Origin of the sequence: Nodularia spumigena CCY9414, from assembly GCF_000340565.2 — a bacterium.
GTDB lineage: Bacteria > Cyanobacteriota > Cyanobacteriia > Cyanobacteriales > Nostocaceae > Nodularia > Nodularia spumigena.
Genome location: NZ_CP007203.1, coordinates 2,128,313 through 2,151,344, shown reverse-complemented (window position 1 = coordinate 2,151,344; position 23,032 = coordinate 2,128,313). Strand labels below are relative to the sequence as shown.

The following is a 23,032-nucleotide window of genomic DNA, read 5'->3' as shown; positions in this document are numbered from 1 at the left end:
ATTAGGAGAAAAGCAAGAAGCGCTCAAATTCTACAACCAAGCTTTACCCATATACCGTGCAGTGGAAGACAAGGGAGGGGAAGCCACCACCCTCAATAATATTGGCAGTGTCTACGACTCATTAGGAGAAAAGCAAGAAGCGCTCAAATTCTACAACCAAGCTTTACCCATATACCGTGCAGTGGAAGACAAGGGAGGGGAAGCCACCACCCTCAATAATATTGGCAGTGTCTACGACTCATTAGGAGAAAAGCAAGAAGCGCTCAAATACTACAACCAAGCTTTACCCATACGCCGTGCAGTGGGTGACAAGGGAGGGGAAGCCATCACCCTCAATAATATTGGCAGTGTCTACGACTCATTAGGAGAAAAGCAAGAAGCGCTCAAATTCTACAACCAAGCTTTACCCATATACCGTGCAGTGGGTGACAAGGGAGGGGAAGCCACCACCCTCAATAATATTGGCTTGGTCTACTCTTCATTAGGAGAAAAGCAAGAAGCGCTCAAATACTACAACCAAGCTTTACCCATACGCCGTGCAGTGGAAGACAAGGGAGGGGAAGCCACCACCCTCAATAATATTGGCTTTGTCTACGACTCATTAGGAGAAAAGCAAGAAGCGCTCAAATTCTACAACCAAGCCTTACCCATACGCCGTGCAGTGGGTGACAAGGGAGGGGAAGCCACCACCCTCAATAATATTGGCTTGGTCTACGACTCATTAGGAGAAAAGCAAGAAGCGCTCAAATACTACAACCAAGCCTTACCCATATACCGTGCAGTGGAAGACAAGGGAGGGGAAGCCACCACCCTCAATAATATTGGCGCTGTCTACGACTCATTAGGAGAAAAGCAAGAAGCGCTCAAATTCTACAACCAAGCCTTACCCATATACCGTGCAGTGGGTGACAAGGGAGGGGAAGCCACCACCCTCTTTAACATAGCTAACCTAGAACGCAGTCAAGGTAATTTACAACAAGCCCAAACACATATTCAAGCAGCTATTGAAATCGTTGAAGATTTACGCACCAAAATAGCTAGCCAAGAACTACGCGCTTCTTATTTTGCTTCCGTGCAGAAATACTACAAGTTCTACACCGACCTGCTGATGGAACTGCACAAAAAAGACCCATCAAAAAGATATGATGCTAAGGCATTGGAAGTTAGCGAACGTTCCCGTACCAGAGGATTGGTAGAACTGTTAACCGAAGCTAACGTAGATATCCGTAAAGGTGTTGAGCCAAAACTCTTAACAGAAGAACGCCAATTGCAATGGCGAATTGATGCCCAAGAAAAACTGTTGTCACAACTATTCAGTCAAAAAGAGCCATCAACCCAACTAATAGCAACTACCAAACAACAAATCCAAGACTTACTCAAGCAACACCAAGAATTAAAAACAAAATTCCGTAACACCAACCCTCAGTATGCTGGACTAAAGTATCCTGAACCCCTCAGCTTGCGCCAAATTCAACAACAATTGGATAAAGACACCGTGTTGTTGCAATATTCCTTGGATAAAGACCGCAGCTATCTGTGGCTAGTTACCCCTAACTCCGTCGATACCTACGAACTACCAGGAAGCGAAAAGATAGAAACAGCCGCGAGTAATTTATACAAAGAGTTGACAAAAGAACACATCCAAGGAGCAACAGAGGCAGAAAAAGCCCAATATTTAGCCGATACAACCAAAGCCGCTCAGGAACTGAGTCAAATTATCCTTGCACCCGTGGCTGAGAAGTTGGGGAAAAAACGCTTAGTAGTGGTCGCTGATGGGATTTTACATAAGATTCCTTTTGCGGTGTTATCTGACCTAACCCCCCAACGCCCTTCCCTGCAAGGAAAGCAGGAGCAGAAGTACCAACCCATGCTAGTCAATCATGAAATCATTACTCTTCCCTCAGTCACCAGTCTTGCTACCCACAGACAGCAACTCAAAGGACGTAAACCCGCAGCCAAAACTTTCGCGGTTCTCGCAGATCCCGTATTCAGTGCTGATGATACACGCGTCACAGGGAAAACACCGCCAGCCTCCTCATCCCTCGACTTAGAACTAGAACGTTCTGCCCTGAAACGCTCTTTAAACAATATTAATCGTACTGGCTTAGATAGACTCCCAGGTACGCGCCAAGAGGCTGACGCAGTGCTAAAAATGGTATCACCTCAAGAAAGTCTGCAAGCCTTTGACTTTGATGCTAACTACAAATTTGTCACTAGCAAACAACTGAGTCAATATCGCCTCGTGCTATTCGCCACCCACGGCATTTTCGATGACACCAACCCAGAACTATCAGGTATAGTCACATCCCTAATAGATAAAGATGGTAAACCACAAAAAGGTTTCTTACGCCTCAACGATATATTTAACCTCGACCTCCCCGCCGAGTTAATCGTTTTGAGTGCCTGCGAAAGCGGACTAGGTAAAGAAGTCAAAGGAGAAGGCTTAATAGGATTGACAAGAGGATTAATGTATGCAGGTGCAGCCCGTGTAGTTGTTTCCTTGTGGAAAGTTGATGACCAAGCCACATCAGAATTAATGCAGCAATTATACACACAAATTTTGCAACAAGGTAAAACCCCTGTTGTCGCTCTGAGGGAAGCGCAATTGAAACTATGGCAACAGAAAGATTGGCAAAACCCCCGTTATTGGTCAGCTTTTACCATCCAAGGAGAATGGAATTAATTCCTAAATAAATAATAGACATTTTGTTAAAAATATCATGGCTCCTAAACAGATAAACTCTTCCTAACTGGATATGAAAAAAATCGCAAAGTATACTAGAAACCCCTCTCCAAACCTCTCCCCCACAGGGCTACGGTGTACACACATCTTGACAATCAAGCACATACCCTGAATTTACCCCCCTTAATCCCCCCTTGGAAAGGGGGGAAAATCCGGTTCTCCCCCTTTACAAGGGGGAGTTAGAGGGGGTGAGAAGACTTGTGTGTACACCGTAGCCCACAGGGAGAGAGGCTTTGAAACCCCCATTCCCTGCCTTCGGCACGCTGCGCGAACGTAGGGAAGGGGGGCAGGGGGGTTAGGTTTCCGAGATTTCATCGCATTACCAACCAATTTCTAATTAAGGACTTTCATCAATGACGAAAAAGCATTTCTACAACCAACCTTTGACATTGTTTTTTGCTTGCTTTATCGCGGGAATTTTGACTTTTACAACTTGGGGCGGTTGGGTATCAGTACAAGCACAACCAACCAAAGCACCAGAATTTACTAAATTCAAAGATGCAAGTCAATTGCAATTATCAGGAAATGGCAAACCTTTCAAACCTGCTGAGATAAAGAAATCTGAAAAACCCTATGACTCAGACAGAGCGATTATTGATTGGGATGACCGTATCCCGATGATTAGTAGAGAATATCCTTGGTCAACAATTGGGCGAGTGCAGGGAACAACTACTGATTTTCAAAATTATCACTGCACGGGTACTTTAATCAGTGAAAATCTGGTGTTAACAAATGCTCACTGCGTGATTGATCCTACAACCAATAAATTAAGTCAAGAAATCCGGTTTTTACCCAATGTAATTAATGGAGTGGTTCCCAATCAAAGAGATATCGCTGTAGTAAATCGCGTAGTCTATGGTACAGACTTTACAGGTGATGAAATAAGTAATCAAATCAATGATTGGGCTGTGATGGTAATTGATAAGCCCCTTGGTCGCAAGTATGGTTATTTAGGATGGAAATCTCTACCAACTGCAAGTTTCTTAAAAAACCAGAAAAAGCTCTTCTTTGTAGGCTATTCTGGTGACTTCCCTAACCCCAAGAGAAAAGGCTATGAGTTCCTTAGTGCTGGTCAGGGTTGGACTGCTTCTTATCAAGCTGGATGCAGTATTTTTAACGAGGAACAGGACATATTATTGCATGATTGTGACACTACTGGGGGTTCTTCCGGTGGTCCCATCATCGGTTGGATTGGTGGTGAACCTCATATTGTGGCGTTGAATAATGCGGAAATTAAAGAGTTAGGCACAAATCGGGGAATTACCAATTTAGCAGTAAAGGTTGATTTCTTGGATCGCTTATTTGCGAGAAATTAATCAGGACTTACGCAAAATTATGAAAAAACGAACCACGAAGGACACAAAGGACACGAAGTTAAGAGGGTTTCAGAGAGTTCTTGCGTAAGTCCTATTAATCTTTGACGTAAGTAGGTCGGCGGAAATAAAGTTAACTAGCTAGGGTCGTCATTGGTCATTTGTCATTGGTCATTAGTAAGGGTTTGGTCCCTGTTTACGAGTCTTAACATAGTTTGGTTTATTCATGCTTACCTACTTAGTGGACTGACAAGCCTAAAATAGTGGATAAGCATAAATATTTTGGGGTAAGCTCTAGCGACAGCAACAGGTAAATCTGTTAACTGAAACTTTGACTGATGACTAACAGTTAAAACCTTCGCGTTATGTATCTTTCACAGGAAATATAGGACTCCTATTTGATTTCTGTTGGCGTAGCCTGCGCTTTGCGCTTACAACTCAAAAAGCTGTTTCCCACGGACCACTCCCTACGGACCACTCCCCACCTACGCAAGTAAGTATGGCTACGCCACGCAAGCTATCAAAAATCAAAGCGGATTACTATATTTGATTAGAATTTGCCCAGGATTATTGTACTAGCTTGTACTATTACGCATACATCAGAGCCAAAATCTGTTAAATTAACTCGGAACCCATTATCAAGGATTCGTCTTTGCAGATTACTTTTAGTCAAGTTAAAAATTTTCAGGTATTTTTGCAACTACTAACTTGGGATATATCAAAATCATGAAACCATTTCTTTTTGTCTCTGACTTGGATAACACCTTCGTGGGTGATGACAAGGCTTTAGGCGCACTGACAAAATCACTGAGTCAACATCGTCAAGAATACGGCTCTAAGATTGTTTATGCTACAGGGCGATCGCCTATACTTTACCGCGAACTCCAAAAAGAAAAAAATCTCATGGAACCGGATGCTTTAGTTCTGTCTGTGGGGACGGAAATTTATCTCGATGGTAAGGATACCCCCGATGCGGGTTGGTCAGAAATCCTCTCCTCTGGTTGGGATAGTGAATTGGTATTAAAAATTGCTCAGTCTTTTCCAGAGTTGGAACTGCAACCAGATTCAGAACAACGGGCTTTTAAAGTCAGTTTTTTCTTGCATCAAGAAGTAGCAGCAAATGTTTTACCGCAACTAGAGGCAGAGTTACTCAAATCTAAATTAAATATAAAATTAATCTATAGTAGCGGTATTGACCTTGACATTGTGCCTCTTACCAGCGATAAAGGTCAGGCAATGCAGTTTCTCCGTCAAAAGTGGAGCTTTGCAGCAGAACAAACAGTTGTCTGCGGTGATTCAGGTAATGATATTGCTTTATTCGCTGTCGGCGAGGAACGGGGAATCATAGTCGGGAATGCACGTCCAGAGTTACTCCAGTGGCACAACGAGTATCCCGCTAACTATCGTTACCTGGCACAAGCTGTTTGTGCTGGTGGAATTCTCGAAGGGTTAAAATATTTTGGTTTCTTAGAATGATTAGCTATCTCAAAGGGATTGTCGCTGGTATTCAAACAATTGGCGGGGGTCGCATGATGTTGACTCTTGAAGTGAATAATTTGGGGTATGATTTGCAAGTTCCGCAACGCCTGGCAAAACAGTTGCCAGAATCGGGCGGAGTGACACAAATTTTTACCCATCTGCAAATTCGTGATGAAGTGCCGTTTCTCTACGGCTTTGCTTCACCCGCAGAACGGGATTTGTTTCGCCAATTGCTGAGTGTGAGTGGTATTGGTACGGCTTGTGCGATCGCACTCTTGGACACTTTGGAAGTTCCAGATTTAGTCCAAGCCATTATCGCTGCCAATACCCAAATCTTAATTCAAGCCCCTGGTGTGGGCAAAAAGACCGCAGAGCGTATCTGTTTGGAACTGAAAACCAAGTTAGTCGAGTGGCGCAAATCAGCCGGTTTCTTCGTCGCTACAGGCGGTCCCGCACCAGGGATTTTAGAGGAAGTGCAAATGACTCTTTTCGCTTTGGGATATACCGCCGATGAAGTTAGTCATGCTTTACACGTAGTCAGTGAGGATATTGGACTCACAAAAGACGCTTATGTGGAAGATTGGATTAAACAGGCGATCGCGCATCTGAGCAGCAGCCAAGAAGTGACTCATTAGTCATTAGTCATTTGTCATTAGTCATTTGTCATTTGTCGTTCGTAATTAAGAAAGTCTGGGTTTTCAGGATTGCATCTATTTTTATTGGTACTGCTTATATCATGTCCGCCTAATTAGTTATCATTCCCTGCATCCGTGCAAAAACTGCCAAATTCTTTTTCCCCCTGCTCCCCTGCATTCCCCTATGCCCCAAGACCCTTACAGTTGGATAGAAGCATCTCTAGCAACTATTCACAAAGCTAACTGGTATCGCTGTGTACAGACAATCGATGGTCGCCCCGGTGCTACTGTGCTTTTGTCTGGGGAAGAGGTAATTAATTTTGCCAGTAATGACTATTTGGGATTGGCTGGGGATGAACGCTTGATTAAAGCGGCAATTTATGCTACTGAAAAAATGGGAACTGGTAGCACTGGTTCTCGATTAATCAGTGGACATCGGGAATTACATCGGGAATTGGAACAGGCGATCGCATCTTGGAAACAAACCGAAGATGCGATAGTATTTAGTTCTGGGTATTTAGCAAATTTAGGTGCGATCGCTGCTTTAGTTGGTAAGCGTGATTTAATTTTATCTGACCAGTACAATCATTCCAGTCTGAAAAATGGGGCAGTTCTGAGCGGTGCAGAAATCCTAGAATATCCCCACTGTGATATGGAAACGCTAAAAACTCAACTGAGTCAGCAACGCCAAAACTACAGACGTTGTTTAATAATTACTGATAGCGTCTTCAGTATGGATGGTGATTTATGTCCATTACCAGAATTATTAGATATAGCAGAAGATTTTAGCTGTATGCTGCTCATCGATGAAGCCCATAGTACTGCCGTACTAGGAAAAACTGGTGCAGGATGCGTAGAACATTTTCACAGCACAGGTAGGATCTTAATTCAAATTGGCACATTAAGTAAAGCCTTGGGTAGTTTAGGCGGCTATGTAGCGGGAAGCGCCAACCTCATAGATTATTTACGAAATCGCGCCCCCAGTTGGATTTACACCACCGCACTTTCACCCGCAGACACCGCCGCAGCTTTAGCAGCAATTAAGATAGTGCAACAAGAACCGCAACGTCTGATGCAACTATGGCGAAATGTGGATTATTTAAAACAGTTAATTAAAGAACAATTACCCCACCTGAAATTATTACCTACAGAATCACCCATACTATGTTTACAGTTACCCAGTGCAGCAGATGCGCTCAGAGTTGGTAAACAGTTAAGAAATCACGGTATTTTTGCCCCAGCTATTCGTCCCCCCACAGTTCCTACAAGTCGGATACGGATATCTGTGATGGCTACTCATGAAGCCGCACATATTGAAAAATTGGTATCAGTTCTCAGTAAGATTTTATATAGGACTCCTATTTGATTTTTGTTGGCGTAGCCTGCGCTATGCGCTTACAATCTCAGTACAACATAAAAAGGCTCTTCCCCACTCCCCACTCCCCACTCCCCGCCTACGCAAATAAATATGGCTACGCCACGCAAGCTACAGAAATCAAACGGGATTACTATAGCAATTACGCAAAAATTCAGCTTTGAAGTTTGTTCAAAGTATCAGGGATTTAGCACAAACGCAGGTATTTCGATCATATGAAAATATAGAGGAACGAACCGCTTTGGCGCTAGCCTCTCCCTTTGGGAGAAGAACACAAAAGAAGATTTTGAGATAGATAACAATATTAAATAATTTTGTTTTTGGAACAATCATGAAATTAAGGCAAGTCACTACTCCAGAGTAATAACTGGACTTTAGACTAAAAGCACAAAGTGACTCAGGGAAGCTGAGTTGAAAAAAAGCAAAGTAAAAAATGATAAAAGTTAGAAATCAAGCGGATTTAGGCTGGGCTTTACGTAAAGGAGAAGTGCGCTTTTTGACGATAGGATAGCGAATTCTACGTCGTCTCTTCTGTCCTGGTTTCCAGCCGGGAGATTTACCTCGTGGTTTTGGTGGTTTGACGGAATACTGGACACATTGATAAGTCTGCCAGACTGTAGGCATTTCGTGTCAGCAATATTGCATCCGTCATTTCAAATGTTGCGTCCTTTGCCCGACATAAACATTGGTATGCTGCTTGACGGAATTCCTTTAGTTGTGTAAAAACATCCATAGCGGTTGATGAACGTTGGTTGTGCTTCTTTCATCTTCCACTACGGGGGTGTCTGTTCTTACAGGCATCCCTTGATTTTTTTTCACTCCCATGAGCTAACGATCGCATTTTTTAGTCTAAAGTCCAGTAATAAGCTACGCACTACTGTAGGTGAGCGGAAAACTTCTGGCTCTACTGAATGTATCTGATTAGCAACTGCACAAGCTCACAATACAGATATCTATTCAGATACAGAAATAGTATCTTGGATATCTCAGGAGAGAAAATGCTTAGATCAATTGACTCAGGAGAAGTTTACAATACGTTCAATGAGTTGAAGAATAAGGCTCTGAGAAACGAACCGAAATGCGTCCAAGTTGGGGATGAGTTGAAAGAAATTCCTTCTCCTTTCCCATCACCGAAAGATTGGCGAGATGTGTGGATTTACTTTATTATGGTAGACCGCTTTAATAACCCATCGTGTGAGCCTAAAAGTGCTTGGAATGCTTTTGATGGTGATAGTTTTTTAGGTGAAAAAGGTTTGGTTTTCCAAGGTGGTACTTTTGAAGGTATCCGTCAGCAATTAGACTATTTACAAAAATTAGGTGTGGGAGCAATTTGGCTAACTCCTCCTTTCAAAAATTGTCAGTATAAACCTACCTACCACGGCTATGGGATTCAAGATTTTTTACAAATTGATCCGCGATTCGCTACCAACAAAGAAAATCCAGAAGAGGAATTACAAGCACTAATTGATGAGGCTCATGCACGCGGGATTTATGTAATTTTTGATATTGTACTTAACCATGTCGGTAATGTTTTCAGCTATTTCATTGATAGCAAAGATGTTAAATCACCTCAATTCATTGATGAACCGAATAATCCTTATAATATTAATTGGCATGACAAAGAGGGAAAACCGCAATGGATGAATGCACCCGTTGACGAATTTTCTAACCTTGACTCTAATGCAGCAGTATGGCCTCAAGAACTTTGCAAGAATGAGTTTTTCCGCAGGAGAGGAACTAGAGGTGATACTGAAAAAGGTGGCGATTTTAGCGATTTGCGGGAGCTAATTACTGATATTCCAGAAGTACGTAATATCTTAATCAGGATTCATCAATATTTAATTGCCCAGTTCGATATTGACGGATTTCGCATTGATACGTTGAGGTTTATTGAGCCAGAATTCGCCAGAATTTTTGGTAATGCGATGCACGAATTTGCTTTAAGTATTGGTAAGAAAAATTTATTCTCTTTTGGTGAGATATGGGCTGAAGAAAATAATACAGAGGAGAAAATTAGACACTTTATTGGTCGCAATGCAACTGAACCCGGTGATTTATTAGGTATTGATGCGGCGCTTGATTTTCCTTTGTTCTTCCAACTTCCCCATGCGTTGAAAGGCGCGAAAGCACCAAAAGCAGTAGTTGATGTGTATGAAAGACGTAAGGAAAGTCTGCGTGGTATTATCAGTTCGCATGGAGATGTCAGCAAATTTTTGGTGACATTCCTTGATAACCATGATTTGAAGAGTCGCTTTTATTACAGTGACCCTGAAAATCCTCAGAAATTTGATGACCAAGTAACTTTAGCTATTACCTGTTTGTTTGCTTTACAAGGGATACCCTGCATATACTACGGCACAGAACAGGGACTCAATGGTTCTGTTCCAGACAATACCGACTTTGGTGATCTCGTAGTTCGTCAAGCTTTATGGGGTAAACCAGAAGGCGGCTTCAATCGTGACCACTCTTTCTATAAAGCAATTGCAGAAGTATCTGAATACCGCAAGACCCACCCTGCGCTGCGCTATGGTCGGCAGTATTTTCGTCCTATATCAGGCGATCGCATTAATTATGGCATTTCACCCTACAATTCTGGTGTCCTGGCGTTCTCACGCATCCTGAATGAGACAGAAGTAGTTGTGGTAGCAAATACGAACACAGAACTTACTCAGTCTGTTTATGTAATAGTTGATGACAATCTCCATTCTGAAAACCCTACTTTCAAAATTTTATTTAGCAATAAATCTAGGGATAACAGTATTCAACCCAAAAAAGTTGAAGAACAGCACGGTGTCAACATCACAGAAGTTAATGGTCACAAAAATTATGGGCCAGTACGAGTGATGAAAGTAACTCTCCAACCGATGGAAGTACAAATCTTAGTGAAATAGGAATAACATATTTGAGGCTTTCAATTAGTCAAAGTCTCAAATATACAGCACTTTGCAAGTAAATGAAGTACACAAATTAATATTATAAATCTTGTGGGGTGGGCATCCTGCCCGCCCGAACGTACCTACCAAAATGAAATGTGCTGTATTACTTCATCATTGTTGAGGAATGGAGCGTATCCCGTCGCATAAACTTTTTTCATCAGGTTTCACATCAGGATTATTCTGCAAATAATCTCGCGCCCAATCACAACCACGCACTAGTAATTGATCTAAATCATCTAAATATAAATGCCAAACCACGATATCATGTCTGCTACCTGTGGCTAGAGTCTTACCATCAGGACTAAAGCGCACACTCCAAACTGCATCTTTATAGCCTCGCAGGGTACGCAATTCTTTTTTGCCATCAAGATTCCAGATTTTTACAGTATTATCACCACTGGCCGTAGCAATAAATTTACCATCTGGGCTGAAGGCAACATTGTGAACAACATTTTTATGTCCTTCCAAAGTTTGCGTTTTTTGACCGTCAAGATGCCAAATTTTGACAGTATTATCCCAACTGGCACTAGCAATCAGCTTACCATCCCGGCTGAAGGTGAGGTTGTTAATACCACTTGTATGTCCATCTAAGATTTTTAGTTCTTTGCCGTCAATACTCCAAATTTTCACTGTTTTGTCCCAACCAGCCGTAGCAATTCGCTTACCGTCAGGGCTGAACACTGCGCTATTAACTACACTACTCTGACGTGGGAGAGTTTTAAGCAATTCACCGTCTCGATTCCAGAGTTTGACAGTTTTATCCTCACTAGCCGTAGCAATTAATTGACCATCTGGACTGAAATTTATACTCCAGACTGTATCTTTGTGTCCTATAAGAGTTTTATGTAATGTACCGTCTAGATTCCAGAGTTTGGCGGTTTTATCCCAACTCGTCGTCGCAATTAACTGACCATCTGGGCTGAAACTCAGCTTATTTACCCTGCCTTTATGTCCCTTGAAGGTTCGCAGTTCTTGAAGTTTATCCCCTACAATACTCCAGAGTTTGGCGGTTTTATCCCAACTAGCTGTAGCAATGTACTTACCATTTGGGCTAAACACTAGGTCAAAAACCTCATCTTCATGACCCCGGACAATAATGCTGTTAGGACTGTTGAATCTCCAAATTTTAGCCGTTCTGTCACTACCAGCTGTAGCGATGGATGTGCCATCAGGACTAAAGGCGACGCTATTAACTGCATCAGTGTGTCCGTAGAGGGTTTCTAGTTCTTTTCCTTTGCTGTTCCAAAGTTTGACAGTTTTGTCACCACTAGCTGTAGCAATCAGTTTACCGTCGGGACTGAATATCACACTGTTCACCCCATTTTGATGACCTATGAGGGTTCGCAGTTCTTTTCCTTCCAAATTCCAAATTTTGACAGTTCTGTCACCACCGGCGGTAGCAATTTGTTTACCATCTGGGCTAAAGCTGACACTCCAAATCATATCTTTATGTCCGGTAAAGGTTCGCAATTCCTTACCATCAAGATTCCAGAGTTTCATGGTGTTGTCCCAACCGACAGTAGCAATTAGCTTACCGTCTGGGCTAAAGGTGACGCTGTTGACCTTATCTTTATGTTTGTCAAGAGTGTGCAGGAGTTTACCGTCCCGACTCCAGAGTTTAACTGTGTTGTCCCAACTAGCAGTAGCAAGTAGCTGACTATTAGGACTAAAGGCGACTTCCAAAACTGCTTCTTTATGTTTGTCAAGAGTGTGGAGGAGTTTACCGTCTCGACTCCATATTTTTGCTGTTTTATCCCAACTGCCGGTAGCTATGAGTGTACTGTCCGGGCTGAAGGCAACGCTATTAAATCCCTCTCCTGTCTTTTCTCGCAGCATGACTGGCTGTTTTTTGCCGTCGAGACTCCAAATTTTGACGGTTTTATCTCTGCTGGCGGTGGCAATGAATTGACCATCAGGGCTAAAACTGACACTCTCTAGGATTCCATCATGCTCTGCTAAACGATTTTTCTCTCTGACGAAGTTGATGGACTGTTGTAGAGTTTCGGTAACTTGAGTGCGAGTGTTGGCATCAATTCCCTCAGTGCCTTTGATGCGCCTACCTGCTCTAATACTGGCAATTAATCCATCGAACTCTAGATTTGCATTAAGCAAGCTTTCGGCTGATGAGCTGATTGCTTTAGTTTCGCTAATCTGTGCCTTTTGTCTTTGCAACCAAGCAAACCCAGCGAGACCGAGGCTGAAGACTAAACCAGCAACTAGGGATGAAATTGCTAGTTTACGTATGCGCTGCTGCTGTTTAACCTCAAGTTCTCTCAGTTCCAAACTCTGCTTAATGAACCTGATTTCATTTGTATTGAGTTCTTGTGAGCGTTGCAATTGCCATTCTTGGGCATCTGTCAAGGCCTTACCTCGTAATAGCGCATCTTGATCATGTCCATTATTTTCCCATTGGCGAATTGCTAAACGCAATTGTTCTCGCCAGCGCAGAAAGTCACCATCCTCAAGTAGCCACTCTTCCAGTCGTCCCCAGCTTCTAATTAACGCTTCATGGACAATTTCTACTGTTTCTTCTGCCGTGGACTCATTACGGTTGGTCACTACTAGACGTGAAGAAGCAAGTTGTGTGACTAAATCCCAGTTTTCTAGCCTGACTTCCTCACGAGTTGTCAACCGTCGGGTAGCTTCTGTCTCATCTCCTAAACGTACCAATTGGATAAATATTTGTTGCGCCCTTTGCCTGTCTGCTTCGTTTAGCTGGGCATAGACAGCCTCAGCATGGTTAGCCAAGGCTTCTTCTACACCACCAATTTCTTGATAAGCCTGATGAGTTAAGAGCCTATTTTGCTGTTTTGACCATAACTGGGTAAGGGCAAACTCAAGTAACGGCAAATGTCCTGGCTGTTGGTCTATCTCGTCGATTAATTGATTGGTTAATCCTGCTTCTAGTCCTAGGTGCATTTTTTTGGCAGGTTCTTCTATCACCCGACGCAATTCCTTTCTATTCATGGGGCCAAGGTTCTGCACTGCTCCTTGCAAGGCATCACTAAAGCGGCGGTAAGAAAGGGCATAGCTGTAAAAGTCAGCCCGCAGGGTTAAAACGATGGTGAAGGCGGGAGTGAAACTATAAGCATTGAGTAATAAATCTAAAAAAGGCTGACGTTGTGGTTCTGGACAAAGGGTGTAAAGTTCCTCAAACTGATCTGCTATGAGTAGTAAACGAGTGCCAAATTCATGCTGGACAAACTTTTCTAGGATGGTGTGTAGTAATTGGTGGTTTTGCTCTAAGGCGATCGCTAAATCTAATTCTAGTAAGCGAGTAGTGGTATGATCTTTTGGCAACTCTAGTATATTTTCTAGGGAAACAGAGGGACAACACTGCCGTAAACTCACTAATGCAGTCGCCAAAGCTTCAAAGGGATTTTTCCCTGGACGAAAATCAAAGATTTGCCATTGCACATTTGGGTCTTGTCGCAACTGGGGAGTCAACCCAGCAAATACTAAACTAGACTTACCACTGCCACTAGCTCCCACTACAGCCACAAACCGCTTTTTTTTCACCGCTTTGACTAAATTAGCCGTGAATTTTTCTCTGCCAAAAAATAAGTGTGCATCCTCCTCTCGAAAGGCAAATAAACCGCGATAGGGACAAGGGGAAATCCCGCCCAACTGTAACCAAGTTGGTGGTTGTACAGATGGGTTTTGACAAATTACGGGTAACCAAGAAGCACCAGGAAAATTATCCTCTAAACCTTGTAACTGCCTGCGTGCGTGCTGAATGGCTAGATATAAAGGCTTGTGTTCAATGGCAAAAGCCTGGAGAAAATTTTGAAAAAATACCTGTGCTACATAATTTGGCACTGGCTCCCGCATCACAATCACCTGGGGAATATGTAATCTCCCCAAAGCATTGGCCAATCCCAGTCCATCACAGGAGTTGAAAATTGCTAGCTTTAAACCTTTTTCAATGGCTGCAATCAAAGCTTCTTCTAACTGTTCTATTGTCAGACTGTTATTTATCTGATTTTCATTGATGTAAATTCTGCCTGTGTCACCTTCGGTTTGACTATGACCTGCAAAAAACAGAATATCCCAGCCTCTAGAGTCCCAAAGCTGCCTGTTGAATTCTTGACGCGAGGGATTGTTGAGAGAAACAACTTCTGCAATATTGTCTAAGCTTTTGAGAAAAGTTGTTTCTGTCTGCAAATCGATGCCTTGGCTATTCCCCAAAATCGCTAAGATTCTGACTTGAATTCTTGTGAATGTTGGCTGTAAAGATTCTCGCCGTTGATACTCTGGCCTGGAGAGAGCTAGTTCTGCTTTGGGATAATCCTTCAAAAAATCCCAACTATGCAAGGGTAAGCGTCGCAGATTGTCATCGTTGGTTTCTATAATTACTCGAATTTCTTCTGCTGGGTTTAGTTGCGATCGCAATTTTCGCTCAATTGTCAGAAACTCCGTAGATTTCAGCCAAGTATTAATGTTATCTTCTAAATTTTGGCATAATTCATCAAAATCGAGCAGAGAAACGTTAGTGATAGCTCCTGCTTCTATTTCCAGTTTGTCATCTTCCTCCCAGCCTTGAGAACGCAGTGATTGACGACTACACAGAGCCTGATAAATTGATCGCCAGTTTCTATATAGTTCTACCAAGTTTGGATCTGCGGGCAAGCTACCAATAAATTGCTCTGGGGGCAGATGCTCATCTGAGCGAATTTGCGCGGTAACGCTGGGAAATCCATTGTGCAAGTCGCCATTTCCCAGATTGATGACAACTGTTTTGCTCATTATTTATAAGTATAAAGTTTATTTTGTAAGTATACTATCATATATAAGCTAAATTAACAGTTTATAGCGCATTTTTACGATATTTTGTAGAAAAATAATATTTTTTTCTTAGTTGAACTTGATTAGATGGGGTGAAATGACCAATGACGCGTCATTGGTCATTGGTCATTAGTTAATTTCAAGCGGGGACAGTTTTGGCTAAATCATCACCAGCAATAATGGTTGACATGAAAGTATATTTATTATTCAACTGGTAGCGACGGTCTTGTTTAATGATCTGCATAAATTCTCTATGTCCCTGACGAGTTTGTCCTACCAAACAACCAGCACTGGCTTTATCAACCAATTTATTGTCATAACCCCAATGTTGATTAATTCCGAAATGAGAACCAATATCTTCAGGATCGCCAGTCCGAAATCCATCTTTATTGCGATCGCGATGTAGTTTAACTACACCAGTTTGAACCAGTGCTTCATGAGGCTCAGAGTTGCCATGTGTCCCTACTTGCCAAGCTGGATACTGCCCAAATGCAATTCTCGCTGCACCTTTCGGATTCATGGGATTGACTGTGTAATAATGTCCAGGTTCTGTGGTAGCTAGCCAGTTACCCACAATTTGCGGAGTTCCCATCGCGATTTCAATCACAATCCGGCGATCGTTCCATTCATTTAATTTATCAGCATTTGGTACACCATCAGCATTAGCTCCTTCAATATAAATGATGTTGTATCTCTGTTTTCCTCTGGCAACAAAGTAATTTTTATTTTTACTTTGCATATACTTAATGATTCGGCTAGCCAAATTATCACTCAACTGCAAAGGGATAACTTCTTTAACTTCAATTAAAGCTTGGATAGTTGCTTTACCTAGACCCTCCTCTTCTATTTTCATGAGTAATTGGAAATCTTTCAGTGCCTGAGTAGAAAAACGTCCAAATTTTCCATCAGCAAGTGGATCTAGTAAACCCAAGTCAATTAATTTTTGTTGTAATTCTCTTGCTAGTTTAGAGTCATTTTGTAATTTTTCTAAACTAATAGTTTCTTGTGTACCTATTCTTTCCGCTAGTTGCATAGATGTGATCCTCTAGTTTAATTTAATTGATTTAGCCAAACAATATTTTTGAATTGGCTGTTATTTTGTAATAGTTGTATTGCTCAGGAACTTATGCACTTGTAACTACTTCACAAAAAAATACCAGCACTTTTTGTACTGGTATCTGTCAGGATTTAAACTAAAGCTATGGAAGGTTTATTTGATTTCAGGTAACAACAGTTTTAAGATGGCTGCTGCTCCCACTTGCTCAGAAATAGCATCAGGACTCCACTTATTATCTGCAACATATTTACCTTTGTTATAGTTATGAGTACCACTCCAGAGATAAGGTGTCAGCACATCTGGATGATGAAGTCTATAACCAAAACCATTGTAAAGTTCGAGCCGCCATAACTGAGCCGGAATAGTCCAATCTTGAGCTTTATGAAAGTTTTTCATAATTAGTGCATCTGCTGCACTTTCTTCCCAAGAATAGCCAACATCCCAACCATTTTTAGGGGTATTTATTGGGCGAGCTTTCGGAACCCGATGAGTTCGAGCTTTAAGGGAATCACCATTATGGAGGTGACTGTTGAAGTTTAAAGATGCCTCCATGTTATGGATACACCCAATAAAATACCAGGGAACTTTAGTTTCTGAGGCTACGCTTTCATAGCGATCGCGTTTCGCTTGAATGTTGATGACGACTTTTTTAGTACGCTCTAGCCACTCAGGTCTAATCTGACAGCTATTCCAGAGCTTTTCATACTCTGGTTTGAGGACAAAAAGTTTCGTAGTGTTAATAGATTGCATGGTATTAATTGATGAATAAGATAAAGATATTGAGCAGAAGTGTGTCCCAATATAAAAATGTGTTTCTTGTGGCAAAACTCTATTTTTCTGGATCTGAATTAGATTCTGTCGAACTTGATCGAGACAACCCAGCAGCCCCAGATATGGCTGTTCCTGCCAAGCCAATTGCAGATGTTAATTTCTCATTAGAAATTTTTGGTGATCCTAGTGCTGCGATGGCGATTACAGCACCGACAATCGCTAAAAACATAGGGGTTATTGACTTGAGGATTTCGGCATTTCGTGCTGGGAAATTAATGCTTTTTATGAATTTATTTTGCATGATTTATGCACTGTAAATATGTATCTCACATTTATCAGTCTGCTTACAGATGCAAAACACCAGATAACAATTCTGATAACTGTTCACTGATTTATAGGTGTTATCAAAATCAGCTTATGCAGTATTTTTGTAAGAGGTTGTTTTATAGCGATTCTCAGAGGATGTACCTGACTAAAATGAGAAATGCTATATGACACTGCATAAGTTGAAACATCTTGTTTGTATTTATGACTGAGCCAAAAATTCATATTGTGAAAAACTATGCAAGCTAATTTGATCCGAGCTTTTACCCCTCTACTTTTAGCCACTATTGGTGGAGCGATTGGGGTCGCGGTTCTCTTTTTACCTCAAAATGCTGACTCCGTGAAATGGTCGGCGGGAATGGGATTAGCCGGAACAGCCATAGCAGCCGCCGCAGGTCTAGCTCAACCCAGCAACAATAAATACCCTGAAACCGTAGAAGAAGCGACGAAAATGGAGAATAATCGCCAATATTGAGTTAATAAACCATGAAAACGGGGGATACAGAACCGATCAAACTGTAGATAAGCCCAAGGACGAAAATTCAACCGAGATGAAAGACTGACAGGATCAGAGCTAGCCAAAAAACTGCAATTTAGCTGCATATGTTCACAATGCTGGCATTTAGTTATTTAATGCAAGTGTATGACTCAAAATTTCAGCAAATGTGAGGCAAAGCAGTAAATATGAATGCTGCATCAAGATCAAGGTACTGGACGATTTGGCGAATTAATCTCACTAATCAACAAGTAGGATACAAACAGTGTGACCTGTCTCAAGCACGGGATTTTTTCCAGCAACAAGTTGATCATTGCCAAAATGATGACATCCAATCTATCCTGCTAGGGAATTTTTATACCAATCATCTGGGGGAGAAGGATTTGATCAATCGTGGACTAGCTGGTTTGTGTCTGCGGTGCTATGTTTCCTACCCGATTCTGAAAGCCTGTCAAAAAATTGATAGTCTCTTCAGTGGTGAAAAATCTTTCAGCTATCAAGATTTATTAAGCTGTGTACTAGATGATGATGGCAACAAATTAGTTATTTTGGATAGCGATCGCAAAACTCAATTAGTCATAGATGAGCATGGTGTTCCTCAGACAAAAACTTATAAATTGTTTACAGTGGAAGTCTTACGCAAATTTAAGCATGACTCTCAATCAAGTATGAGTCTAGATAATTGGACGTATTTGCAAACTAAACAAAATCCAGAACTGAGAAAGTTTTTATCAGAATTTGGTTTTCAGTATCATAGTGATTGGTCATTATTAAACCGAGTTAGATCCAAGCAACTACAAATTTTAACTCAGCGATCGCGCCAACTAATAACGGTATTTCATGCTGTCTATCGAAGAGATAGACGTGAAAGAAGACAGATAGAAGTGGGAAAATGTCCAGACCCGACTATTTCCCAGTTGCAGGAAATGCTGACGCGCTTGCAAGAACATGACATCATAATCAAGACTACAGATGAGTTGAAGCAAGAACTCAAACAAGTAGGAAACCAACTGCGACAATATGACGTTTGGAGTTACAGAGAACCTCTCGAAATTCCAGATCAGGATACTGGGATACATAAACCCAGAAAAGATTTACCCACAGTTTCTTACGATGAATCGCATTTAGAAGAACAGGAAATAATAGAATTTCTACATCAACAATTTAAATTAATTTTGTCTGATGCGATCGCACAAGAAATTAGTAAGACAATTGCCAAGTTAAAAACCAGTAGAAGTTATGCTCCGCTAGCTCACAAGTATCTTCCTGGTTTACAACTATATTACTGTGAGTGTAGGACTTTGAAGGACATTGTAGAGCTTTTGTCCATGACAAGTTGGGATCAAACACGACGAATATTAAATCCTGGTGAACTGTTGAGTAAGGTACGTACATTAACGGTACAGAAACTTCTCGATACTGTTTTAGAAAAAGCTCATACTAAAGGTTTAACCTCAATTCCTCCCGAACCCGAATACCTGAAAACCTTGGCTGAACAAATAGAAAATTTTGTCGATGTAGAAGTATTTATAGAAGCAGGAGAAGAAATTAGAGCCAGCAAAAACCGTTCCCTTGATAGTTTATATGCTCAAAAACTTCGGAATTACTTGCAAACCCAATCTAGGCAAAATTAAGTTTTTAGCTCTCACTGAAACTCGATAATTTTGTGCTTCATACGGACAAAAACTGCTGTATTTTCTGTCGCATAGATATTTAATTTAATTGAAATAGAGTAGAAAAATAATGATTAATAATCATGAGAATACCAATAATTTGAGATTATTATTACCAGAATTAATTTGGTTAGAACCAGAACATTTTTATTCAGCAAGAAACGTCAGTCAGCAGGTAGTTGGTGAATTAAAACAGTGGGAAACATATTTAAATGCACTAGCATCACTAGGATTTGCTAAATGGCTCAAAGAACACCTACCTGAGCAACCCATCAATCGGAGCAATCAGATTATTGATACTTTTACTCATATCCAAGTAGGTGAATTTAAATTTTGTTTAATCGTTACTGAAAATCTACTAGATGAATTAATAAACATACCTGAAGATAATATTATTAAGCCGGAAGCGTGCGCTCATTTATATGTCGTCATTGAAATATTAGAAGAGCAAGCAGAACTGATTATTCGAGGTATTTTACGTTACGACCAACTCGTTGGTTATCGAGATAAGATGAATTTAAAACCAAGGAATAGTTGTTATCAACTACCACTAGCAGAATTTGATCCAGAGCCAAATCATATTTTATTTTACTGCCGTTTTTTAGATGCTAATGCGATTCCCTTACCTGTGTTAACGACTGTCAACAACGAAGATAATTCAATGCAATCTTTGCCTCAAACTAAAACTAAATTGAGCCAATGGTTGCGGGGGATTTTCCTCGATGAATGGCAGTCAATTGCTGCACTGATTAATCTTGATACTAATTTAGCTTTGAATACCAGAAATAATGCTGATAGTATCAAACGAGGTAAAATTATTAACTTAGGAATGCAACTTGGTAACTATCCTGTTGTCATGTTGGTAAATATTAAAGAAGAGGCTGAAGAAAAATTGCGTGTATTAATCCAGTTGCATCCAAGGGGAGAAACAAAATTTTTACAGCCTAATCTCAAGCTAACTTTACTATCAAAAGCGGGAAAATCACTGTGTGAAGTTATATCTAGAAGTCAAGATAGTTACATTCAAATTAATCCTTTTCAAGGAGAAAAAGGTAAACAGTTTAGTATTGAGGTCAGCTTAGACAATATCACAATTAAAGAAGATTTTGAATTATAGGATAAATTGACTCGCGTCGGTTTTCTTCAAATTATCGAGTTCGATAGCTTGGATGACCTTTTGACGGAGGTCGTAACTGTAGGGTTTGGGCATATGTATAGCGCTACTGATAGTTGATGCTTAAATTACCTTGGCGGTTGCTATACCTCTGCGTTAACCTCAGCGCCCCTCTGCGTTAAAAAAAGGGGAGAGCTGTTAGCCCACCCCTCAAAAACTTAAGAGAATATTTCGTTGCTAATTAACCCAACAAAGCCTTAGCCTTAGCCAAAACATTATCAACACTAAAGCCAAACTTCTCCATACAAACACCACCAGGAGCCGAAGCACCAAAAGTATCGATACTAACAGTATCACCTTCACTACCAACATACTTGTGCCAGCCGAAACTAGCAGCAGCTTCTACAGACAAACGCTTGGTAACAGCTTTAGGTAGAACAGACTCCTTATAAGCCGCATCTTGCGCGTCAAATAAATCACTCGAAGGCATAGAGACAACCCGAACCTTCTTACCTTCGGCTGTCAATTTCTCCCCTGCGGTGACACAAAGGCTTAACTCTGAACCAGTACCAATCAAGATGATATCGGGAGTACCTTGGCAATCTACCACAGTGTAACCACCCTGAGCCACCTTCTCAACTGATGTACCTGCCAAGTTGGGGACAGCTTGACGTGTGAAGGCTAACAGAGAAGGAGCGTTTTCCTTAGCCTTGGTAATTGCCACTTTGTACGCGCCAGAGCATTCGTTACCGTCTGCGGGACGAAATACAGTCAGGTTAGGAATAGCACGCAAGGAAGCCAGAGTTTCTATTGGTTGGTGGGTGGGGCCATCTTCGCCTTGTCCGATGGAGTCGTGAGTCATTACCCAAATTGTGCCAACTTGAGACAAAGCAGATAAACGGATAGCAGCCCGCATATAATCTGTAAAAATCAAGAAGGTAGCACCGTAGGGAATTAATCCCGAACCATGCAGTGCCATACCATTACAGATAGCACCCATACCGTGTTCCCGGACACCAAAGTGGATGTTGGGGTTTTGGTATGCTCCTTTTTGGAAGTCGCCCTTGCCCTTGATTTCAGTTAAATTGGAGTGAGTCAAGTCAGCAGATCCACCGATTAACTCTGGTAAAACTGCTGCTAATTTATTGAGACAGTTTTCTGAGTGTTTACGGGTGGGAAGTCCTTTATCTTCGGGGGTGTAGCTAGGTAAGACTTTATCCCAACCGTCGGGCAGTTTAGCACTGAGGTAACGTTCAAATTCCGCCGCTTCTTGGGGATATTTGGCTTTGTAGTCGGCAAATGTCTTGTTCCACTCAGCTTCGTAGCTTGCGCCACGTTCTACTGCTTTGCGTGTGTGGTCGAGAGCATTTTGAGGAACTACGAAAGGCTCGTGTTCCCAGTTGAGTTGTTTCCGAGTTAAGGCAATTTCGTCTGCACCCAGAGCCGCACCGTGAATACCAGCAGTGTTTTGTTTGTTGGGTGAACCATAACCGATGGTGGTTGTCACCTTAATCATGGTGGGCTTGTCGGTGACAGCTTTGGCTGCTTCAATTGCTTTGGCAATGGAATCTAAATCGGTGTTACCATCGGCAACGTGCAGGACGTGCCAGCCATAAGCTTCAAAACGCTTAGAAACATCTTCGGTGAATGCTACATCTGTAGAACCATCGATGGAGATGTGGTTGTCGTCGTACAGAGCAATTAGTTTGCCTAATCCCAAGTGACCTGCGAAGGAAGCAGCTTCACCAGAAATACCTTCCATGTTACAACCATCACCTAGAATTACATAAGTGTAATGGTCAACAATTTTGGCATCTGGTTTGTTGTATTTGGCTGCTAGATGGGCTTCTGCCATTGCTAAACCAACTCCGTTAGCAATACCTTGTCCCAAGGGGCCAGTTGTAACTTCTACACCGGGGGTTTCAAAGTTTTCTGGGTGTCCTGGGGTCTTAGACCCCCATTGACGGAATTGCTTGATATCTTCTATGGTGACGCTATCGTAACCTGTCAAATAAAGCAGGGCGTACAACAACATGGAACCATGACCAGCAGACAAGACAAAGCGATCGCGGTTGAACCACTTGGGATTTTTGGGATTAAACCGCATAAAGCGATCCCAGAGGACAAAAGCCATAGGAGCTGCGCCCATTGGCAGTCCTGGGTGTCCTGATTTAGCTTTTTCTACGGCATCAACTGCCAAAAAGCGAATCGAATTAATACAAAGTTCTTCGAGGGATTGGGTTGCAACAGCCATAATCTCTTATTCTTAACGACAGGTTAACACTCTTGGAGCTTTTTTCTAACTGGGGTTGTTCTGCACAGTTAGCAGTT

The 23,032-nt window shown here is 41.7% G+C and carries 15 protein-coding genes and 1 pseudogene; 10 read left to right on the top strand and 6 right to left on the bottom strand.

All coding sequences use genetic code 11. The features are described 5' to 3' along the window. From NSP_RS09555 to bioF, 5 genes are all read left to right on the top strand, one after another. Nucleotides 1-2,683: CHAT domain-containing protein (locus NSP_RS09555; protein ID WP_044482810.1), on the top strand; the 2,683-nt coding region annotated here is incomplete at its 5' end. Nucleotides 2,684-3,096: 413 nt separating this feature from the next. Beyond that, nucleotides 3,097-4,059: a trypsin-like serine peptidase gene (locus NSP_RS09550; protein ID WP_006194587.1), complete on the top strand. Its 963-nt coding sequence runs from the start codon at nt 3,097-3,099 to the stop codon at nt 4,057-4,059. A gap of 723 nt (nt 4,060-4,782) precedes the next feature. Next, nucleotides 4,783-5,532: a sucrose-phosphate phosphatase gene (locus NSP_RS09545; RefSeq protein ID WP_006194588.1), complete on the top strand. Its 750-nt coding sequence runs from the start codon at nt 4,783-4,785 to the stop codon at nt 5,530-5,532. Next, nucleotides 5,529-6,170 carry a Holliday junction branch migration protein RuvA gene (gene ruvA, locus NSP_RS09540; protein WP_006194589.1) on the top strand — a complete coding sequence of 214 codons (642 nt, stop codon included), beginning with the start codon at nt 5,529-5,531 and terminating at the stop codon, nt 6,168-6,170. The genes NSP_RS09545 and ruvA overlap by 4 nt, the downstream gene beginning before the upstream one ends. 184 nt (nt 6,171-6,354) lie before the next feature. Further along, complete coding sequence (gene bioF, locus NSP_RS09535) at nt 6,355-7,536, top strand: 8-amino-7-oxononanoate synthase (RefSeq protein ID WP_006194590.1); 1,182 nt, start codon at nt 6,355-6,357, stop codon at nt 7,534-7,536. A 459-nt stretch (nt 7,537-7,995) separates the two neighbouring features. Here bioF and NSP_RS26845 read toward each other — a convergent pair whose 3' ends face one another. After that, nucleotides 7,996-8,169: a hypothetical protein gene (locus tag NSP_RS26845; RefSeq protein WP_159076569.1), complete on the bottom strand. Its 174-nt coding sequence runs from the start codon at nt 8,167-8,169 to the stop codon at nt 7,996-7,998. 374 nt (nt 8,170-8,543) lie between these two features. Between NSP_RS26845 and NSP_RS09530 the strand changes: the two genes are divergently transcribed. After that, on the top strand, nt 8,544-10,436 hold the full coding sequence (locus tag NSP_RS09530) for an alpha-amylase family glycosyl hydrolase (protein WP_006194591.1): 1,893 nt from the start codon (nt 8,544-8,546) through the stop codon (nt 10,434-10,436). A gap of 156 nt (nt 10,437-10,592) precedes the next feature. Here NSP_RS09530 and NSP_RS09525 read toward each other — a convergent pair whose 3' ends face one another. The 3 genes from NSP_RS09525 to NSP_RS09515 form a co-directional block, all read right to left on the bottom strand. Beyond that, nucleotides 10,593-15,227 carry an nSTAND1 domain-containing NTPase gene (locus tag NSP_RS09525; RefSeq protein WP_006194592.1) on the bottom strand — a complete coding sequence of 1,545 codons (4,635 nt, stop codon included), beginning with the start codon at nt 15,225-15,227 and terminating at the stop codon, nt 10,593-10,595. Nucleotides 15,228-15,405: 178 nt separating this feature from the next. Continuing rightward, nucleotides 15,406-16,299 (bottom strand): peptidoglycan-binding domain-containing protein, encoded by an 894-nt coding sequence (locus NSP_RS09520; protein WP_006194593.1) that lies wholly within the window; start codon nt 16,297-16,299, stop codon nt 15,406-15,408. A 177-nt stretch (nt 16,300-16,476) separates the two neighbouring features. Further along, nucleotides 16,477-17,073 carry a hypothetical protein gene (locus NSP_RS09515; protein WP_006194594.1) on the bottom strand — a complete coding sequence of 199 codons (597 nt, stop codon included), beginning with the start codon at nt 17,071-17,073 and terminating at the stop codon, nt 16,477-16,479. Nucleotides 17,074-17,084: 11 nt separating this feature from the next. Here NSP_RS09515 and NSP_RS09510 point away from each other — a divergent pair, with 11 nt between their 5' ends. The 4 genes from NSP_RS09510 to NSP_RS09495 all read left to right on the top strand — a co-directional run bounded on the left by NSP_RS09510 (nt 17,085) and on the right by NSP_RS09495 (nt 20,704). Beyond that, entirely contained in the window at nt 17,085-17,411 is a 327-nt protein-coding gene (locus NSP_RS09510) for a hypothetical protein (RefSeq protein WP_231859564.1), read from the top strand. 245 nt (nt 17,412-17,656) lie between these two features. Beyond that, nucleotides 17,657-17,893 carry a hypothetical protein gene (locus tag NSP_RS09505; RefSeq protein ID WP_006194596.1) on the top strand — a complete coding sequence of 79 codons (237 nt, stop codon included), beginning with the start codon at nt 17,657-17,659 and terminating at the stop codon, nt 17,891-17,893. A 209-nt stretch (nt 17,894-18,102) separates the two neighbouring features. After that, the gene (locus NSP_RS09500) at nt 18,103-19,548 is read left to right on the top strand and encodes a hypothetical protein (RefSeq protein WP_017804017.1); all 1,446 of its coding nucleotides are present in this window, start codon (nt 18,103-18,105) and stop codon (nt 19,546-19,548) included. A 109-nt stretch (nt 19,549-19,657) separates the two neighbouring features. After that, on the top strand, nt 19,658-20,704 hold the full coding sequence (locus NSP_RS09495; RefSeq protein WP_006198158.1) for a DUF1822 family protein: 1,047 nt from the start codon (nt 19,658-19,660) through the stop codon (nt 20,702-20,704). 6 nt (nt 20,705-20,710) lie between these two features. Here the strand turns inward: NSP_RS09495 and NSP_RS25270 are convergent. Both NSP_RS25270 and tkt read right to left on the bottom strand, forming a co-directional pair. Beyond that, nucleotides 20,711-20,797, bottom strand: a pseudogene (locus NSP_RS25270) (IS630 family transposase); the annotation flags it as partial. 145 nt (nt 20,798-20,942) lie between these two features. Beyond that, a complete protein-coding gene (tkt, locus tag NSP_RS09490) occupies nt 20,943-22,955 on the bottom strand; it encodes a transketolase (RefSeq protein ID WP_006198159.1) in 2,013 nt (670 codons plus the stop codon). Between the last annotated feature and the right edge of the window lie 77 nt (nt 22,956-23,032).

What these genes read in the sequence shown, in the direction of transcription:
- NSP_RS09550 (WP_006194587.1), top strand. Translation starts at nt 3,097, where the DNA reads ATGACGAAAAAGCATTTCTACAACCAACCTTTGACATTGTTTTTTGCT.
- NSP_RS09545 (WP_006194588.1), top strand. Translation starts at nt 4,783, where the DNA reads ATGAAACCATTTCTTTTTGTCTCTGACTTGGATAACACCTTCGTGGGT.
- ruvA (WP_006194589.1), top strand. Translation starts at nt 5,529, where the DNA reads ATGATTAGCTATCTCAAAGGGATTGTCGCTGGTATTCAAACAATTGGC.
- bioF (WP_006194590.1), top strand. Translation starts at nt 6,355, where the DNA reads ATGCCCCAAGACCCTTACAGTTGGATAGAAGCATCTCTAGCAACTATT.
- NSP_RS26845 (WP_159076569.1), bottom strand. Translation starts at nt 8,169, where the DNA reads ATGCCTACAGTCTGGCAGACTTATCAATGTGTCCAGTATTCCGTCAAA.
- NSP_RS09530 (WP_006194591.1), top strand. Translation starts at nt 8,544, where the DNA reads ATGCTTAGATCAATTGACTCAGGAGAAGTTTACAATACGTTCAATGAG.
- NSP_RS09525 (WP_006194592.1), bottom strand. Translation starts at nt 15,227, where the DNA reads ATGAGCAAAACAGTTGTCATCAATCTGGGAAATGGCGACTTGCACAAT.
- NSP_RS09520 (WP_006194593.1), bottom strand. Translation starts at nt 16,299, where the DNA reads ATGCAACTAGCGGAAAGAATAGGTACACAAGAAACTATTAGTTTAGAA.
- NSP_RS09515 (WP_006194594.1), bottom strand. Translation starts at nt 17,073, where the DNA reads ATGCAATCTATTAACACTACGAAACTTTTTGTCCTCAAACCAGAGTAT.
- NSP_RS09510 (WP_231859564.1), top strand. Translation starts at nt 17,085, where the DNA reads ATGAATAAGATAAAGATATTGAGCAGAAGTGTGTCCCAATATAAAAAT.
- NSP_RS09505 (WP_006194596.1), top strand. Translation starts at nt 17,657, where the DNA reads ATGCAAGCTAATTTGATCCGAGCTTTTACCCCTCTACTTTTAGCCACT.
- NSP_RS09500 (WP_017804017.1), top strand. Translation starts at nt 18,103, where the DNA reads ATGAATGCTGCATCAAGATCAAGGTACTGGACGATTTGGCGAATTAAT.
- NSP_RS09495 (WP_006198158.1), top strand. Translation starts at nt 19,658, where the DNA reads ATGATTAATAATCATGAGAATACCAATAATTTGAGATTATTATTACCA.
- tkt (WP_006198159.1), bottom strand. Translation starts at nt 22,955, where the DNA reads ATGGCTGTTGCAACCCAATCCCTCGAAGAACTTTGTATTAATTCGATT.